We start from the raw sequence: 17,440 nt of genomic DNA, 5'->3' as shown, positions 1-17,440 counted from the left end.
ACAATGACTTAAAAATATGGTGCAATAATACCGCGAAAAAGACTATTGATTTGGAATGGAATAGGTCGCCGTGACATGGGCGATCGGATCCGGCGAGGTGCCGGACAACAGGTTCACCTCGCCGACCGCAAGCCGCTTGCCGAGCTTGAGCAGCTTGGCGACCGCGAGCACGTCCTGCCCCGGCTGGCCCTTGCGCAGGAAGTTGATGTTGAGGTTAGTGGTGACGGCAAGGCCGATCGGCCCGATCGCCGACAGCAGCACCACATACATCGCGAAATCCGCCAGCCCCATCAGCGTCGGCCCCGACACCGTACCGCCCGGCCGCAGCATGCGCTCGCTGAAAGCCTGGCGCAGCAGCGCCGTCTCGCCATCGGCGCTCTCGATCCTGATGTCGTCGAAGGCGAACGCCTGCGGAAATTCCTTGCGCAGGAACTCCTCCAGCTCAGCCACGCTCATTTTCGCAATCGCCATGCGGTCCCTGCCCTCGCGTCTGCCTGCCTGTTACATTAAGTTGTCATACAGACCAACGTGGAATTTCACCATGTCCGCCCAAGCCGCCCGCGCAGAAGCGCCGCAACACCAGCCGATCCTGCTGCGCGAGACCGTCGGCAGTATCGCGCTACTGACGCTCAATCGGCCAGCGGCGCGCAACAGCCTGTCCGAAGGCCTGATCGGCGAACTCCACGCTGCGCTGAACGAGATCGGCGGTGACAAGAGCATCCGCGCCGTCGTGCTCGCCGCCAACGGCCCGGCGTTCTGCGCCGGCCACGACCTCAAGGAGCTCACCGCGCGCCGCACCGATGCCGACCGTGGCCGCGCCTATTTCGCTGAGATCATGAACGCGTGCAGCGCGATGATGCAGGCGATCGTGCATTTGCCGAAGCCGGTGGTGGCATCGGTCCAGGGCATCGCGACCGCGGCCGGCTGCCAGCTCGTCGCAAGCTGCGACCTCGCGGTCGCCTCTGAGGCGGCGGCGTTCGCGACACCGGGCGTCGACATCGGGCTGTTCTGCTCGACGCCGATGGTGGCGCTGTCGCGCAACGTGCCGCGCAAGCAGGCGATGGAAATGCTGCTGACCGGTGAGCCGGTCTCCGCGGCAACGGCGCAGAGCATCGGCCTCGTCAACCGCGTGGTGCCGGCAGGCACCGAGCGCGACGCCGCGATCGCGCTAGCCGAGAAGGTCGCGCTGAAATCGGCCTATACCGTCAAGCTCGGCAAGGAGGCGTTCTATCGCCAGGCCGAGATGAGCCTCGCGGACGCCTATCGCTTCGCCGCCGAGGTGATGACCGAGAACATGATGGCACGCGACGCCGAGGAAGGCATCGGCGCCTTCATCGAGAAGCGCGATCCGAAGTGGCAGGACAAGTGACGACCGCAGGTCGTCATTCCGGGGCGATGCGAAGCATCGAACCCGGAATCTCGAGATTCCCCGATGCGCGATTGCGCATCTGAGGTCTGGTGCTAACGCACCATCCCGGAATGACAAAGCGGAAGAAAAATGAATCACGACGCCTACGACGACAACTACATCCGCAGCATCCTGAACGGCGTCAAATCGATCGCGATGGTCGGCGCCTCGCCGGTCAATGTGCGGCCGAGCTATTTCGCCTTCAAATATCTGGCGCAGCGCGGCTACGACATGATCCCGGTCAACCCCGGCCATGTCGGCAAGACGCTGATGGGCAAGCCGTTCGTCGCTTCGCTTGCGGATATCGACCGCCCGATCGACATGATCGACATCTTCCGCAATTCAAGCCACATCATGCCCGTCGTCGACGAGGCGCTGAAATTGTCGCCGCCGCCGAAGGTGATCTGGATGCAGCTCGGCGCGCGCGACGATGCCGCGGCCGAGAAGGCGGAAGCCGCCGGTCTCAAGGTGGTGATGAATCGCTGTCCGAAGATCGAGTATGGCCGTCTGTCGTCTGAAATCTCCTGGATGGGCGTCAACTCGCGCACGCTGAGTTCCAAGCGTGCACCGATCCCGACGCAGGGCATGCGGCTGTCGCTCAACCGCACGAGCTTCGGCGGCGGCCAGACTGCGGCATCCGACCGCGCGGCAAAAAACAAGACCGAGACCACCTGACATCGCGGCGGAATAATCGTTCCGCTCGGCCGGTATGGCGTGGGATGCCTTTTCAGCAAATGGCGGCGTCCCGAACGCGCTTGACGGCGGCGGCCGCCGCCATCAGCATGCCGCGCATTTTCGACCAGGCCACAACAGGACACCAAGAATGACCGATCGCCTTCCGGGATTTTCCACCCTCGCCGTGCACGCCGGCGCACAGCCTGATCCCACCACCGGCGCGCGGGCGACGCCGATCTACCAGACCACGTCATTCGTGTTCAACGATGCCGATCACGCCGCCTCGCTGTTCGGCCTGCAGGCCTTCGGCAACATCTATACCCGCATCGGCAATCCGACCAACGCCGTGCTCGAGGAACGCGTCGCAGCGCTCGAAGGCGGCACCGCGGCGCTCGCCGTCGCCTCCGGTCACGCCGCGCAGGTCGTCGTGCTGCAACAGCTGCTGAAGCCCGGCGACGAGATCATCGCCGCGCGCAAGCTCTATGGCGGCTCGATCAATCAGTTCACCCACGCCTTCAAGGCGTTCGGCTGGAACGTGGCCTGGGCCGATCCGGACGAGATCGAAAGCTTCGAGCGTGCGGTGACGCCGCACACCAAGGCGATCTTCATCGAGTCAATCGCCAACCCCGCCGGCAGCATCACCGACATCGAGGCGATCGCCGCAGTCGCCCGCAAGGCCGGCGTGCCGCTGATCGTCGACAACACGCTGGCCTCGCCCTATCTGATCAAGCCGATCGACCACGGGGCCGACATCGTCGTGCACTCCCTGACCAAGTTCCTCGGCGGCCACGGCAACTCGCTCGGCGGCATCATCGTCGACGCCGGCACCTTCGACTGGTCGAAGGACAACAAGTACCCGATGCTGAGCGAGCCGCGCCCGGAATATCACGGTATCCGGATCCAGGAGACCTTCGGCAATTTCGCCTTCGCGATCGCCTGCCGCGTGCTCGGCCTGCGCGACCTCGGCCCGGCGCTGTCGCCGTTCAACGCCTTCATGATCCTCACCGGCATCGAGACGCTGCCGCTGCGCATGCAGAAGCACTGCGACAACGCCAAGGCGGTGGCGGAATTCCTCTCCACCCACCCGGCCGTCTCGGCGGTGAATTATGCCGGCCTGCCTGGCGACAAATACAATGCGCTGCAGCGCAAATATGCGCCGAAGGGCGCCGGCGCGGTGTTCACCTTCAGCCTCAAGGGCGGCTACGACGCCGGCGTCAACCTGGTGTCGAACCTGAAACTGTTTTCACATCTTGCCAACGTCGGCGACACCCGCTCGCTGGTGATCCACCCGGCCTCCACCACCCACAGCCAGCTCGACGACGCCGCCAAGGTGAAATCCGGCGCGGCGCCCGAGGTGGTGCGGCTCTCGATCGGTATCGAGGACAAGGAAGACCTGATCGCCGACCTCGACCAGGCCCTGCGCGCCTAAATCCAAAGGATGTGCCGGAGCAGTGCGCCGCATCGCTCCGGCAATTCCGGCCAAACGGCAGGTTTCCCGTTAACGCTTAATCCCGACAGGTCTCTCGTTAACGTTCAATCCGGCATAAAGTGGCAGTGATAGGCTCCGGATGATTCGGGAGACCATGGATGCTGCGCTGGATATTGCCGCTCGCGATCGCGCTGTCTGCGATATCGCCTGCTGACGCCGCCGACGGCCCGGTCGTCGCCAAGAGCCCAACCGTCAAGGCTGCACGCCAATTGCCGGCCGGCCTGCCGCGCCGGCACTACGCCTACCGCACCACCATCACAGGGCCGGCCTATGTGCGGCGCGGACGCCAGCTCGTGGTCGTCGAGCCCAAGGTGATCCCGCTCAATTCGGAGCCGTATATCCCGTTCGTGCGCGGCGAGCCGTTGCTGCCGGGATCGTCATCACTGCCCGGCTACTACGGCAATTCGCGTTCCTACAGCTATCTCGGCCCCTATTACGGCGGCGCCTATGTCGATTATTGGAACCGCCTGCCCTACGCCTGCGGCGTCTACGGCTACTGCTAGCGCGGAACGATCGCGTGGCCAGATCGCCGCAGAAATCCAGTGCGCCGGCTTCGGGAAACGCCGTCACCGCCGACCTCGTCGCCGTGCTCGTCGCCGTCACCGACGGCACGCCCAGGATCATGACCATCGCCGGCGGTGCCGCGCTGCCCAGCGGCCCGTTCGAGTTCACCCACCGCTCGCTGCAGACCGCGCTGCGAGCCTGGGTCGAGGCGCAGACCGGCCATCCGCTCGGCTATGTCGAGCAGCTCTATACCTTTGCCGATCGCGGCCGCTCCGGCGACGCCAAGGGGCCGCACAGCGTCTCGATCAGCTATCTCGGCCTGACCCGCGAGGACCGGGTCGGCGAAGGCTTCGAGGCGCATTGGTCGGGCTGGTACGACTACTTCCCCTGGGAGGATCATCGCGCCGGCCCGCCTTCGTGCCTGGCCAAGATCATCGCGCCGAAGCTGAAGGCATGGGCGAAAGCCGCGCCGACGCCGACATTGCAGCGGGAGCGCTGGCAGCGCTGCGCCATCACCTTTGGTCTCGACGATCGCGACTGGAACGAAGAGCTGGTGTTGCAGCGCTATGAGCTGCTCTACGAAGCGTCGCTGGTCCCCGAAGCCGACCGCACGCGCGCGCGCGATGCGACCGTGGTGCCCGGCAAGCCGATGACGGCGGATCATCGCCGCATCCTCGCGACCGGGATCGCGCGGCTGCGCGCCAAGATCAAATATCGTCCGGTGGTCTTCGAGCTGATGCCGGCCGAGTTCACCCTGCTGCAACTGCAACGCAGTGTTGAGGCGCTCGCAGGCCGTCTGGTCCACAAGCAGAACTTCCGCCGGCTCATCGAACAGCAGGAACTCGTTGAAGAGACAGGCGCAATGGCTGCCGATACCGTCGGACGGCCGGCCAAGCTGTTCCGCTTCCGCCATGCCGTATTGGCCGAACGGGCCGTCGCCGGGACCAAGCTTCCGCTTTCACGCACTTGACACGCTTTATGCTCAGGATAAGTATAAGCCATCTTATGCTCACGGAGAGTATAAATGGTTGCACCCGATACCGATCTGCTCACCCGCACCGCGCCGCTCTATGAGCGCGTCAGACGCGTCATCCCGCGATTCGAATGGGCCACCTTCGCCGAGGACGTCGATGCGATCCTCGCGCTGAAGCGCCGCCGCAACGCGGTGGTGCTGGCGCACAATTACCAGACGCCGGAAATCTTCCACGGAGTCGCCGATATCGTCGGCGACAGTCTGTTGCTGGCGCGCGAGGCGACCAAGGTCGACGCCGACGTCATCGTGCTCGCGGGCGTGCACTTCATGGCCGAGACGGCGAAGCTGCTCAATCCGGCCAAGACCGTGCTGATCCCCGACATGAAGGCCGGCTGCTCGCTGGCGGATTCCATCACGGCCGAGGATGTCCGGCTGATGCGCGCGCGCTACCCGGATGCGCCCGTGGTCGCCTACGTCAACACGTCGACCGCGGTGAAGGCGGAGTCCGACATCTGCTGCACGTCAGGCAATGCGCTCAAGGTCGTCGAGTCGCTCGACGCCACGCGCGTCATCATGCTGCCCGATGAATATCTGGCGCAGAACATCGCCAAGCAGACAAGCAAGAAGATCATCGCCTGGAAGGGCCATTGCGAGGTGCACGAGCTGTTCACTGCCGACGACGTCCGCCAGCTGCGCGAAAATTATCCTGATGTCACCGTCCTCGCGCATCCGGAATGCCCGCCGGAGGTGGTCGCGGAAGCGGACTTTGCGGGCTCGACGGCGGCGATGCAGTCGTTCGTCGAGACCAAGCGTCCGCCGCGCGTCGTGCTGCTGACGGAATGCTCGATGAGCGACAACATCGCGGCGCGCAATCCGGATGTCGACTTCGTCCGCCCCTGCAATCTCTGTCCGCACATGAAGCGGATCACCTTGAAGAACATCCGCCACGCGCTGGAAACCAACCAGCACGAGGTCACGATCGATCCGGAGATCGCCGATCGCGCGCGCAGGAGTGTCGAAAGGATGCTGACGATATGAGCAATGATTTCTCCGATCTCAATGGCCGCCCGGTCATCATCGGCGGCGGTGCCGCAGGACTGATGACGGCGCTGCAACTCGCGCCCGAGCCGGTCGTGCTGCTCTCGAAGTCTCCGCTCGGCGCCGAGGCCTCCAGCATGTGGGCGCAGGGCGGCCTCGCCGCTCCGGTCGGCGCGGATGACAGCCCTGCGTTGCATCTCGCCGATACGCTCGCGGCCGGTGCCGGCCTGTGCGACGCGGCGGCGGCGAGCCGCATCGTTCATGCCGCGCCCGCCGCGGTGGAGCATCTGGCCGAGCTCGGCGTCGCCTTCGACCGCCGCGCCGACGGCAGCTGGCGCCTCGGGCTCGAGGCTGCGCATCGCTGCAATCGCATCGTGCACGCCACCGGCGACGGCACCGGCCGGGAGATCATGCGCGCGCTGATCGCGGCGGTCCGCCGGACGCCGTCGATCACGCTGCTGGAAGGCGTCGAGGCGCGCCGGCTGCTGGTCGAGGACAACGCGATCAGGGGCGTGCTCGCAGCCAGCGACCGCGGACCTCTGACGATCGCGACCAACCGCGTCGTGATCACGACCGGCGGCATCGGCGGGCTGTTTTCCGACAGCACCAACCCCGCCGGATGCTTCGGCCAGGGCCTCGCGCTCGCGGCGCATGCCGGCGCAAGGCTGTCGGATATCGAATTCGTCCAGTTTCATCCGACCGCGTTCGACGGTCCGTCACGGCCGATGCCGCTATTGACCGAGGCGATCCGCGGCGACGGCGCTGTGCTCATCGACGAGACCGGGCAGCGCTTCATGGCCGGTCAGCCCGGCGCCGAGCTCGCGCCACGCGACATCGTCGCGCGCGCCGTGTGGCGCCATCGTGCCGCGGGGCATCGCACCTTCCTCGATGCGCGCCAGCATCCGGGTGCGGATTTCGCCGAGCGCTATCCCGTGATCAGCGCGTTCTGCAAGATGGCCGGTATCGATCCCGCCCGTGATCCGATTCCGATCCGGCCGGCGGTCCACTACCATATGGGCGGCATCGCGGTTGACGGCTTTGGCCGCAGCAGCGTGCAGGGCCTGTGGGCCTGCGGCGAAGCCGCACGCACCGGCCTGCACGGCGCCAACCGACTCGCCAGCAACTCGCTGATGGAGGCGATCGTCTGCGCGCGCTGGGTCGCCGAGAGCATCGAAGGCGTGAGCGCAGGCCCGCGCGCGATGCTGCGTGACGACACGCTGCCCCCGGCGTCCGATCCTTCGGCGGTACGACCGATCCTCACCCAAGGGCTCGGCGTGCTGCGCGATCGCGACCGCATCGCGCGCGCGATCCGGAGCCTCACTCCGCTCGCACGCAGCCAGAGCGCGGCATCCGACGCAGCATTGGTCGGATTGATGATGGCCGTTGCCGCGATCCGGCGTGAGGAAAGCCGCGGCGGCCATTTCCGCACCGATTTCCCGCACACCGCGGTGTCGGCATCGCCATCGTCGCTCACCCGCGCCGAGGCACTCGCCGCCGCACGCGACATCGTTGAATCCAAGCCATCAGCCAGGAGCGCCCTGTCATGACCCTCAATCCCCTATTGCCGCTGCTCTATGAACCGATCGTGCAGACCGCGCTGCGCGAAGACCTCGGCCGCGCCGGCGACATCACCGCAGACGCCATCGTGCCGGCCAGCCAGCAGGCCCGGCTGGTGATGCGGGCACGGCAGCCCGGCGTGATCGCCGGCCTCGATGTCGCGCGGACGGCCTTCCAGACGGTGTCGCCAGCCGTCACGCTGCGCGCCGAGCGGCCCGACGGCAGCGCGGTCGAGCCCGACCAGGTCATCGCGATCATCGATGGCCCAGCCCGCAGCCTGCTCACCGCGGAACGGACTGCGCTCAACTTCCTCTGCCATCTCAGCGGCGTCGCCACCGCCACTGCCACGCTGGTCAAGGCCGTCGCAGGCACCCGAGCGCAGATCGTCTGCACCCGCAAGACCACGCCGGGACTGCGGACGCTGGAGAAATATGCGGTGCGCGCCGGCGGCGGCAGCAATCACCGCTTCGGGCTCGATGACGCCGTGCTGATCAAGGACAACCACATCGCGCTCGCCGGCGGCATCCGCAGCGCGATCGAACGCGCAAAGGCCAACGCCGGCCATCTCGTCAAGATCGAGGTCGAAGTCGACACGCTGTCGCAGCTCGAAGAGGCGCTGGCGCTCGGCGTCGATGTGGTGCTGCTCGACAACATGACGACCGAGCAGCTCAGCCAGGCGGTGGCGATGGCGCGCGGCAAGGCGATCACCGAAGCCTCCGGCCGCATCACCGCGGCGACGGCGGCGGCAATTGCCGCCACCGGCGTCGACCTGATCTCGGTCGGCTCAGTGACCCATAGCTCGGCCGCGCTCGATATCGGCCTCGATTACCTGTCCTGATTGATCAGGATCAAAGCGACTGGCCGACCGGAACTAGGGTCGGCTGGTCCCGTTCGGTGCGGCGCGCCGCGAAGCGCTCGGCCTGCAACACCGCGAGCGTCAGCACCACGATCGCGACGGCCTGGTGCGTCAGCGCCAGATCGATCGGCACCTGATGCAGCAGCGTCAGGATGCCGAGGGTGGCCTGCAGCGTGATCGCCGCCACCAGCCACCAGGCGCCCGCGATCACCGCGGCGCCGGCGCGCGCCCGCACCGCATCGATAGCGTGCGCGATCGCCAGCGCGAACAACAGGTACGCGGTCATGCGGTGCTCGAACTGCACCGTCAGCGTGTTGTCGAATAAATTGCGCCACCACGGCGTCTCGAACCAGAGACGATCGGCCGACGGGATCAAACCGCCGTCGATGTCGGGCCAGGTGTTGTAGACCCTGCCCGCGCGCAGGCCCGCGACCAGCGCGCCGAAATAGAGCTGCACGAAGGTCAGCACCAGCAGCACCACGCTTGTAATCTTCAGCCTGACGGGCGCGATCACGGACGGGCGGTCGGTCAGGCGCCGCAACGTCCAGACGATCGCCGCGAAGATCAGCAGCGCCAGCACCAGATGCGTCGCCAGCCGATACTGCGACACCTCGACGCGCTCCGAGAGGCCGGATGCCACCATCCACCAGCCGACGCCGCCTTGCAGCGCACCGAGGCCGAAGATCACCCAGAGCCGCCGGCCGAGTTCGCCACTCACCGCGCCGCGCCACAGGAAATACAGGAACGGCAGCAGATAGGCCGCGCCGATCACCCGGCCGAGCAACCGATGGCTCCACTCCCACCAGAAGATCGTCTTGAACTCCGCGAGCGTCATCCCGGCGTTGAGCTCGCGATATTGCGGAATCTTCCGGTAGCCCTCGAACGCCTGGCTCCACTGCGTCTCGGTCAGCGGCGGCAGCGCGCCGGTCACCGGCTTCCATTCGACGATCGACAGGCCGGACTCGGTGAGCCGCGTGGCGCCGCCGACCAGCACCATCAGCGCGATCAGGCCGGCGACTGCGAGCAGCCATACTCGGACGGCGCGGAGCTGCGATGTCTTTGCGGAAATACCGGCCATTTCGCCCTGACTTGATTGGATTTTCGCGCCCCTTATAGTCCGCCGCGCCGGCCGCGCAAGCGCTGCCGAAACGCTTGAGATCACGAGTTACAGATATCCGCCATGGCCATACGCACCCGCAAATTGCTCGGAACCATCTTCCTGCTCATCCTGGTGGTGGTGTGGTCGCTGCTCGGCATGACCGTGGCCCAGACGCCGTGGCTCGCCAGTTCGGGCCTGTTGCAGGCGATCTTCTACGTCGTTGCCGGCCTCGGCTGGGTGCTGCCGGCGATGCCGATCGTGTCCTGGATGTCGCGGCCTGATCGCGCCTAAATCACGTGTTGGCCGCGCGCGCTCCGCGTCGGCCGCACCGGCGCGAACATCACGCCCGAGAGCAGCACCCGCATGATCCGTAGCGAACGCACCCGGCCATCCCACGCGATCCGTGGCAGCGCATGGAGATTGGTCCGGCCCTGTGCCTCGACCACCCCCGAGATGGTCGACACCGCGCTGGCAAAGCCGGTCTCCTCGGCCATCACCACATCCGTACGGGCGAAGGCGTCGCGGTCGCCGAAGGGATAGGCGAAATGCCTGACCGGCCGGCGAAGCGCGCTCTCGGCCACCGCCTTGCCCATCGCCATCTCGCGCTGCGCGGCGGCATCCTTCACGCTCGACAGCGCCGGATAGTTCACCGTGGCGCTGCCGAACGTCACGTTCGGATCGGCGGCGAGCTTCGCCAGATCCGCCCAGTCGAGCGAGGCGTCGCGTGACAATTGCACCGCGTCGGCCGCATAGCGCCGGCCGAGATCGTTCACCGCATAGGCGAGATCCGACGGCGGCAGCTGGCGCAGCCAGCCGGACAGGAAATCGAACAACTCGTATTTGTCCGACAGGCTGGAGATCGCGAAGTGGCGTTCCCTGCCGTCGATCACCAGGCTGATGCGGCGCTCGCGCGCGATGATGTCCTCCAGCGCCAGCCACCACGCCACGCCGACGCCATCCGGGAACGCCGTCGGCAGATAGAGCGTGAACGGCACGCCGTGCCTGGCGAGCACCGGATAGGCATGGGTGACGATGTCCTTGCTGGCGCCGTCGAAGGTCAGGCAAGCAAACCGCCGGCGCTCCGGCATGGTCACCGCGCGGCGGCAGGCCTCGTCGATCCCGACGATGTCGTACTTCCAGCGCTTCAGCGCACGGATCGTGCGATCGAGGAAGGCGGGCGTGATCTCCTGCGACTTCAGCGGCTGAAACCGCAACCGGCGCGCGGGACGCACGCGCGCGAAGCGCAGGATCGCCCCGGCGCCGCCGGCCTCGCGTTCCCGCAGCCTGAAGGTGCCGCTGAAATAAGCGAGCTCCATCCTGGCCCGCCGCAAGATCCCGTTATCCGGCGCCAAAATCTCCCGCCTGTCCCAGCCTTTTGCCCGGCGGTTTCCGCCAACCGCCACGCCCCCATCGAAGCATTCTTATTACTCTTTGTTGACATTTCCCTGCGAAGGTCGCGCCGGCCGAGACCTGTAAATTAATACCTTAAAAAATTTGGGCTCCGAGATGATCATGGCGGCGGCAGTTGAAGGCCAGACGGCGGGCACGCGAACATGGCCGAACGCAATCCGCGTGGCCGGCGTCGACATTTTTCATGACCTCGCGGCCGCCGAAGCGACCTGGCGCAGTCTCGAGACCCCACAGCACAGCTACACGCCCTATCAGCGCTTCGATTTCTTGGCCAACTGGCAGCGCCAGGTCGGCGAGCGCGAGGGCCTGCGGCCCTTCATCGTCGTTGCCCATGACGGCGAGCGCCGGCCGCTGCTGCTGTTGCCGCTCGCCGTCGAATCTCGCCTGGGCGCGAGCTGCGCGAGCTTCATGGGCGGCAAGCACGCGACCTTCAACATGGCGCTGTGCGACAAGGATTTTGCCGCCAACGCGACCGAGGCCGACATCACCGCCCTGATCGGATCGATCGCCGAACGCTCCCGCGTCGATGCGCTGGTGCTGTGCCAGCAGCCGCTGCGCTGGCAGGACCAGCCCAATCCGCTGGCGTTGCTGCCGCACCAGGCTTCCGTCAACGACTGCCCGCTGCTGGTGATCGAGCCCGGCGCCGCGCCCGCGACGCTGATCAGCAACTCGTTCCGCCGCCGCCTCAAGGGCAAGGAGCGCAAGCTGCAGCCGCTGCCCGGCTACCGCTATCATGTCGCGAGCACGAGCGCGGACGTCTGCCGGCTGCTCGACTGGTTCTTCCGCGTCAAGCCGCAGCGCATGGCCGAGCAGAAGCTGCCCGACGTGTTCGCCGAACCCGGCGTCGAGCAGTTCATCCGCGCCGCCTGCCTCGCGCCGCGCGCCGACGGCAACGGCTATGCGATCGACATCCATGCGCTGGAATGCGACGAAGAAGTGATCGCGATCTTCGCCGGCGTCTCCGACGGTCATCGCTTCTCGATGATGTTCAACACCTACACGATGTCGGCCAATGCCAAATTCAGCCCCGGGCTGATCCTGATGCGCGACATCATCGATCGCCATGCCGGGCAGGATTACCGCGCCCTCGATCTCGGCATCGGCTCGGATGAGTACAAGCGGCTGTTCTGCAAGGACGACGAAGCAATCGTCGACAGCTTCATTCCGCTCAGCCTGCGCGGCAAGCCGGCGGCCGGCATGCTGTCGGCGATCAGCCGCGCCAAGCGCGCGGTGAAGCACAATCCGGCGCTGTTCGAGATCGCGCAGAACCTGCGCAGCATGTTCCGCTGAGGACGCCTGCGGCGACGTCTAGGCCGACGAGCCTTCAGGCGCCTGCCGCCCGCTCTCGACACCGAGCCGCATCATCGCATCGAACACCAGCATCGCGGCCGGCGACAGCGCGCGCTTGCGCAGCTTGATCAGCCCGTAGCTCTCGAGCATCAGCTGGTCGCGGATACGCAGCATCTTGAAGCGCTGCGGATCGAGCAGATCGAAGATCAGCAAGGGGATCGGCACGATCGCATCGATTCCCGCAGCAATCCCGATCGAGGCGGAAAAGGATTCGGTGTTGATCATGCGCTGCGGGGGCGCAATGCCGCGGCTGTAGAACAGCCGCTCGAGCGCCTGGCGCATGAAGGATTCCCGCGGCTGGGAGATCCATTGCAGTTCGACGGTGTCTTCCAGATTGACGCTGTCGAGCGCCGCCAGCGGATGCTCGGCGCGCACCAGGAGAGCGGCCTGCTCGGCGCCGATCTCGTGATAGTCGAACTGCGCCGGATCGACGCCGGCGGGTATTCGCGCCACGATGAAATCGAGCTCGAGCGCGAGCAGCCGCGCGACCAGCGGCGGGCTGGTGCTGACATCGAGCGAAATGCTCACCCGGTGCAGCTTCTCGCCGAGATACTGCATGACGTCGACGACGAGGTCGATGCTGGGCTTGGCCACCGTCCCGACCGAGACGGTGCCGAGCTCGCCGGACCGGTAGCCGGCGAATTCATTGGTGACCCGGTCAAGGTCGGCCAGCACGCTCCGGCCACCCCGGATCAGGATCGAGCCGTAGGCGGTCGGCTCGACACCGCGCGCGGTCCGCTCGAACAGCGGAACCCGCGCCACCGCCTCGATTTCGGCCAGCATCTTGGATGCCGCCGACTGGGTGATGTTGAGGCGCTCGGCGGCCAGCTGCAGCTTGCGCTCGCTGTCGAGCGCGACCAGCAGGCGCAACTGGCGCAATTTCAGATTATTGATCACGGCCCGTCACCATCCTGCCCGGCTAAAGCCATCCGATCCGATCGATCGGAACGAACAGAACTCCAGATTCTTGTCTCGACGCGTTTTCTACACGCCCCCCGGTATCCACTTCGCTGAAAATACTCGAGTTCCAACGGTTATACCGCGGTGCATCATGACAGTTTCGCCGTGGCTCCATTCCCAAATGCCATTAGTCACGCGGCCGTCAATTACACAACAATGAACGCAAGGCTTGCAACAAAACTTGCAAGGGCCAAGCGACGGACCGCTGCGGGTGTACACTGTACGCCCCCGGAGAGCGCGGTGACCGTGCGCCGAATCGAAAAGCCAGAAGGGACGGGAACGATGAGCGACGATGTCGAGAAGCGCGCGGTTGGAAAGATGATGCGGCGGCTGATTCCGTTCCTCATCCTGTGTTACTTCGTGGCCTATCTCGATCGCGTCAATGTCGGCTTCGCCAAGCTGCACATGAATGCCGCGCTTGGGCTCAGCGAAGCCGCCTACGGGCTCGGCGCCGGCCTGTTCTTCGTCGGCTACTTCTTCTTCGAGGTGCCCTCCAACATCCTCCTCGAGCGGTTCGGCGCGCGGCGCTGGATCGCCCGCATCATGATCAGCTGGGGCATCGTCTCGGCGGCATTCGCGTTCATCCCGCAGATGTCGGCGGCGAGCGGCGTCTCGAGCGAATGGATCTTCTACTTCCTGCGCCTCTTGCTCGGCGCCTGCGAGGCCGGCTTCTTCCCCGGCATCATCTTCTATCTGACGCTCTGGTTCCCGACGATCTACCGCGCCCGCGTCATCAGCCTGTTCATGCTCGCGATCCCGATCTCCAGCATCATCGGGGCGCCGATCTCGGGCCTGCTGCTCAATTTGTCGGGTGCCGGCCTGACCGGGTGGCAGTGGCTGTTCATCTGCGAAGCGCTGCCGTCGGTGCTGGTCGGCTTCGCCGTGCTGGCGATGCTGCCCGACTTCCCGCGCCAGGCAAGCTGGCTGCAGCCGGACGAGATCAAATGGGTGCAGAACTCACTTGAGATCGAGCGGCAGAAGAAGGAAGCCGTGGAGCACATCTCGGTCATGCAATCGCTGACCGATTCGCGGGTGCTCGCCTGCGCGCTGGTGTATTTCTGCCTCAATGCAGCGAGCTACGGCGTCGCGTTCTTCCTGCCGACCATCATCAAGGCGTTCGGCGTCACCGACACCCAGACCGGCTTCCTCGCCGCCCTGCCCTTCGTGTTCGGCGCGATCGGCATGGTGCTGCTCGGCCGCCATTCCGACAAGACCGGCGAGCGGCGTTACCACGTCGCCGGCGCATTGACGCTCGCCGCCGTCGGTATCGGCCTCGCCGGGCTGGTCTCAAGTCCGGTGCTGATCATCAGCCTGCTCTGCCTCGCCCAGATCGGCGTCTCCGCGGTGCCGCCGATGTTCTGGCCGATGCCGGCCAGCATCCTGAACGGTGCCTCGGCCGCCGCCGGTATCGCCGCGATCAACTCGCTCGGCAACCTGTCGGGCTTCGCCGGCCCGTTCGCGATGGGCTACCTGAAGGACCTGACCGGCGGATTCACCGCGGGCCTGCTGCTGCTCGCGGTCGTCGGACTGATCGGCGCCCTGGTCACGATCCGGCTGCGGATCGATCCGGTGCTGGAGCGAGCCGCGCGCGAGCCGGTGCTGGCACACTGAAGCGCCATCAGGGAACAGCGCGAATGACGATCCGATCGGATCTCATCGCGCTTTAACGGCTCGATTCAGGCCGCCACGACCCGCGGGCCGGCAGCAGCCGCTTGCGACGGCGCGCAGGGCTTGCTCAGCATCGTCACCTCGGAGAAGCCGACGGCCCTGAGCTGGTCGACCATCGAACGGCGGGCATCCTGCGTCATCGCGGCATCGGGCACCACGACGGCCTGCGCCTTCGCGGTCAAGAGTTCGGCCGGCAGGTCGAGCGCCGAACCGGCGTCGAGCAGCACGTGGTCGTAGACCCTGAGCAGCGCATCGATCGCAAGCACGAGCCGCGGCGATTGCAGATAGCTGCGATCGAAGCCCGGACGCCCGGCGCTGACGATCTGGACGCGCGACTGCCGATCCTTGGTGATGATCTGCGCGAACGTCGCCTCGCCCTGCATCAACTCGGCAAGGCCGGGCGCTGCGGGATCGACGGTGGCTGCCGCCAATACCGGCGAGAAGCCGACGAGATCGACCATCACGACCTTGGCCTGGCGCGCCATCAGACGGGCCAGCGCCAACGCCGTCGCCGTCACGCTCTCGCCGGCCGCCGGACCGAGGACCGTGACCTTATGCGCGGCAGGGCCGGCCGCGACCAGACGCTCGGCGAGTTGATCGATCTCGTCGACCGGCTGGGCCGGCGCGGGCTGCGGTTCGCTGATGGCGGGCTCGTAGGCAACCGCCGGCGCCGGCGGCAATTCGGGCTGCGGCGGTGTCCTCGGTGCAACCGGCGCCGCGCGGGCCGGCTCAGGCGGCAGCGCTGACACCGGCTCGTCTGCGGCTGCGGTCTCCATGACCGGCTCGCGACGCCGGATCACGGCAGCCGCCGGTGCGAAGGCCCGGCCGACCGCGCCGGGCGCGGTGATCCGCAGCAGCTCGCCGGTGATGATGATGCCTGATGACAGCAACAGCGTCGCCAGCGTCGCGATCAGCACGATCGGCAGCTTCTTCGGATAGGCCGGCGTGTTCGAGACCGTGGCCCGCGAGATGATGCGGCCGTCGGTCGGCGCGGCCTCGATGTTCTCGCGTGCGGTCGCCTCGCGATACTTGGCGAGGTAGGCCTCCAGGAGATCGCGCTGCGCCTTGGCTTCACGCTCCAGCCCGCGCAGCTGCACATCCTGGCTGTTGCTCGACGAGGCCTGCTTCTTCGACTGGTCAAGGCTCGCCTGCAGCGCCTGCACGCGGCCGTCGGCGACACGGGCATCGTTGTCCAGCGAGCGCGAGATCTTGCCGGCCTCCTCGCGCAATTGCCGGTCGAGGTCGGCGATCTGCGCCTTCAATTCCTTGATGCGCGGATGGTTGTCGAGCAGTGTCGATGATTGTTCGGCAAGCTGCGCGCGCAGCGTGCCGCGCTGTTCGGCGAGCCGGCGGATCAGCTCGGAATTGAGCACTTCCGAGGCCTCGATCGGCTTGCCGCCCTGAAGCATCTCGCGGATCAGCCGCGCCTTGGTCTCGGCATCGGCCTTCAGCGCGCGGGCATTGTTGAGCTGGGTGTTCAGCTCGCCCATCTGCTGGTTCGACAGCGGGATATTGTTGGTGCCGACGAACAGGCTCGACTTGGAGCGGAACTCCTCGACCCGCGAATCGGCGTCCGCGACCTTGCCGCGCAGCTTGTCGATCTCGCCGAGCAGCCAGGTGCTGGCGGACTTGGCCTGATCCTGCCGCGCGCCCTGCTGCAGCACGAGATAGCCGTCGGCGATCGAGTTGGCGACACGCGCCGCAAGCTCGGGATCCTCCGACTGGAATTCGATCACCATGACGCGCGACTTGTCGACCGCGTAGGCCTGGAAGCGCTCGTAATAGGAATCGAGCACCCGCTCTTCCGGCGTCAGGCTGAACGGGTCACGGCCGATGCCGAACAGCGCCAGCAGCGACTTCAGCGGGGAAAAACCGCGCAGCACCGGATCGAACTCGGGGCGCTCGGCGAGCTTGTTCTTCTTGATGATGTCGCGCGCGAGATCGCGCGACAGCAATAGCTGCACCTGGCTCGTCACCGCCTCGGCATCGAGCGAGGCGCGCTCCAGGTCGCGCTCGCCGTTCGGACGCAGGAAGGCGTTCTCGCGATTGTCGATCAGGATTCGCGCTTCCGACTTGTAGCGCGGCGTCACGACGTTGACGGCGGCAAGCGACAACGCAAACACCAGCACGGTCGGCACGACGATCCAGCCGCGCTTGCGTGCCAGCGCGCGGCCGAGCACATGCAGATCGAGATCGGTTGCCTCGGCCGGACGCGCCGGCTTGTCGGGAATGGGCTTCGGCGCAACCGGCTTCACGACAGCTTCATCGGCAACGCGCGCGGACTTCGGCACCGCCCGTTGCACGACGGCCTTTTCCTTGTCTCTACGCCAGAATGCAAACCGCATAACCAACTCCCGCGGACGCCGCGACTCCCCTTCAATGGCGGCGATTACAGTCCATTAAGGTTGCTGCCGGGTTAATCGGTGCGGTTGCCGGACATCGCCGCCACCACC

At 66.3% G+C, this 17,440-nt stretch carries 16 protein-coding genes; 11 read left to right on the top strand and 5 right to left on the bottom strand.

Features of this window, described 5'->3' with window-relative positions; all coding sequences use genetic code 11:
• Positions 1-42: 42 nt before the first annotated feature.
• On the bottom strand, positions 43-471 hold the full coding sequence (locus ACVW17_RS25710; RefSeq protein WP_456754475.1) for a PaaI family thioesterase: 429 nt from the start codon (positions 469-471) through the stop codon (positions 43-45).
• Between the two features lie 70 nt (positions 472-541).
• Here ACVW17_RS25710 and ACVW17_RS25705 point away from each other — a divergent pair, with 70 nt between their 5' ends.
• The 8 genes from ACVW17_RS25705 (at position 542) to nadC (ending at position 8,482) form a co-directional block, all read left to right on the top strand.
• Entirely contained in the window at positions 542-1,369 is an 828-nt protein-coding gene (locus ACVW17_RS25705; RefSeq protein ID WP_456754474.1) for an enoyl-CoA hydratase, read from the top strand.
• A gap of 129 nt (positions 1,370-1,498) precedes the next feature.
• Entirely contained in the window at positions 1,499-2,083 is a 585-nt protein-coding gene (locus ACVW17_RS25700) for a CoA-binding protein (protein WP_456754473.1), read from the top strand.
• Between the two features lie 148 nt (positions 2,084-2,231).
• Positions 2,232-3,512 (top strand): O-acetylhomoserine aminocarboxypropyltransferase, encoded by a 1,281-nt coding sequence (locus tag ACVW17_RS25695; protein WP_456754472.1) that lies wholly within the window; start codon positions 2,232-2,234, stop codon positions 3,510-3,512.
• A 158-nt stretch (positions 3,513-3,670) separates the two neighbouring features.
• Positions 3,671-4,075, top strand: a complete 405-nt coding sequence (locus ACVW17_RS25690) for a hypothetical protein (protein ID WP_456798002.1) — start codon at positions 3,671-3,673, stop codon at positions 4,073-4,075.
• Positions 4,076-4,089: 14 nt separating this feature from the next.
• Positions 4,090-5,046: an NUDIX hydrolase gene (locus ACVW17_RS25685; protein WP_456798001.1), complete on the top strand. Its 957-nt coding sequence runs from the start codon at positions 4,090-4,092 to the stop codon at positions 5,044-5,046.
• Positions 5,047-5,100: 54 nt separating this feature from the next.
• A complete protein-coding gene (gene nadA, locus ACVW17_RS25680) occupies positions 5,101-6,087 on the top strand; it encodes a quinolinate synthase NadA (RefSeq protein ID WP_456798000.1) in 987 nt (328 codons plus the stop codon).
• On the top strand, positions 6,084-7,634 hold the full coding sequence (locus ACVW17_RS25675) for an L-aspartate oxidase (protein ID WP_456797999.1): 1,551 nt from the start codon (positions 6,084-6,086) through the stop codon (positions 7,632-7,634). Before nadA ends, ACVW17_RS25675 begins: the two co-directional genes overlap by 4 nt.
• Entirely contained in the window at positions 7,631-8,482 is an 852-nt protein-coding gene (gene nadC, locus ACVW17_RS25670) for a carboxylating nicotinate-nucleotide diphosphorylase (protein ID WP_456797998.1), read from the top strand. Before ACVW17_RS25675 ends, nadC begins: the two co-directional genes overlap by 4 nt.
• Before the next feature lie 10 nt (positions 8,483-8,492).
• Here nadC and ACVW17_RS25665 read toward each other — a convergent pair whose 3' ends face one another.
• Positions 8,493-9,578 carry a COX15/CtaA family protein gene (locus ACVW17_RS25665; RefSeq protein ID WP_456797997.1) on the bottom strand — a complete coding sequence of 362 codons (1,086 nt, stop codon included), beginning with the start codon at positions 9,576-9,578 and terminating at the stop codon, positions 8,493-8,495.
• Between the two features lie 102 nt (positions 9,579-9,680).
• Between ACVW17_RS25665 and ACVW17_RS25660 the strand changes: the two genes are divergently transcribed.
• The gene (locus ACVW17_RS25660; protein ID WP_229183239.1) at positions 9,681-9,890 is read left to right on the top strand and encodes a DUF2842 domain-containing protein; all 210 of its coding nucleotides are present in this window, start codon (positions 9,681-9,683) and stop codon (positions 9,888-9,890) included.
• Here ACVW17_RS25660 and ACVW17_RS25655 read toward each other — a convergent pair.
• Positions 9,887-10,951, bottom strand: a complete 1,065-nt coding sequence (locus tag ACVW17_RS25655; RefSeq protein WP_456797996.1) for a polysaccharide deacetylase family protein — start codon at positions 10,949-10,951, stop codon at positions 9,887-9,889. The genes ACVW17_RS25660 and ACVW17_RS25655 overlap by 4 nt on opposite strands.
• A gap of 154 nt (positions 10,952-11,105) precedes the next feature.
• On the opposite strand from ACVW17_RS25655, the gene ACVW17_RS25650 reads away from it, so the two are divergent.
• Complete coding sequence (locus ACVW17_RS25650) at positions 11,106-12,299, top strand: GNAT family N-acetyltransferase (RefSeq protein ID WP_456797995.1); 1,194 nt, start codon at positions 11,106-11,108, stop codon at positions 12,297-12,299.
• 18 nt (positions 12,300-12,317) lie between these two features.
• Here ACVW17_RS25650 and ACVW17_RS25645 read toward each other — a convergent pair whose 3' ends face one another.
• Positions 12,318-13,256: a LysR family transcriptional regulator gene (locus tag ACVW17_RS25645; protein WP_456797994.1), complete on the bottom strand. Its 939-nt coding sequence runs from the start codon at positions 13,254-13,256 to the stop codon at positions 12,318-12,320.
• A 345-nt stretch (positions 13,257-13,601) separates the two neighbouring features.
• Here ACVW17_RS25645 and ACVW17_RS25640 point away from each other — a divergent pair, with 345 nt between their 5' ends.
• On the top strand, positions 13,602-14,930 hold the full coding sequence (locus ACVW17_RS25640; RefSeq protein ID WP_456797993.1) for an MFS transporter: 1,329 nt from the start codon (positions 13,602-13,604) through the stop codon (positions 14,928-14,930).
• A 65-nt stretch (positions 14,931-14,995) separates the two neighbouring features.
• On the opposite strand, the gene ACVW17_RS25635 is transcribed toward ACVW17_RS25640, so the two are convergent.
• Positions 14,996-17,332, bottom strand: a complete 2,337-nt coding sequence (locus ACVW17_RS25635; protein WP_456797992.1) for a GumC family protein — start codon at positions 17,330-17,332, stop codon at positions 14,996-14,998.
• Positions 17,333-17,440: the final 108 nt, after the last annotated feature.

The sequence above is a fragment of the Bradyrhizobium sp. USDA 4473 genome (assembly GCF_054063335.1).
Note: the sequence above shows the minus strand (reverse complement) of the source record. Positions and strands in the feature narration are given on the sequence as shown.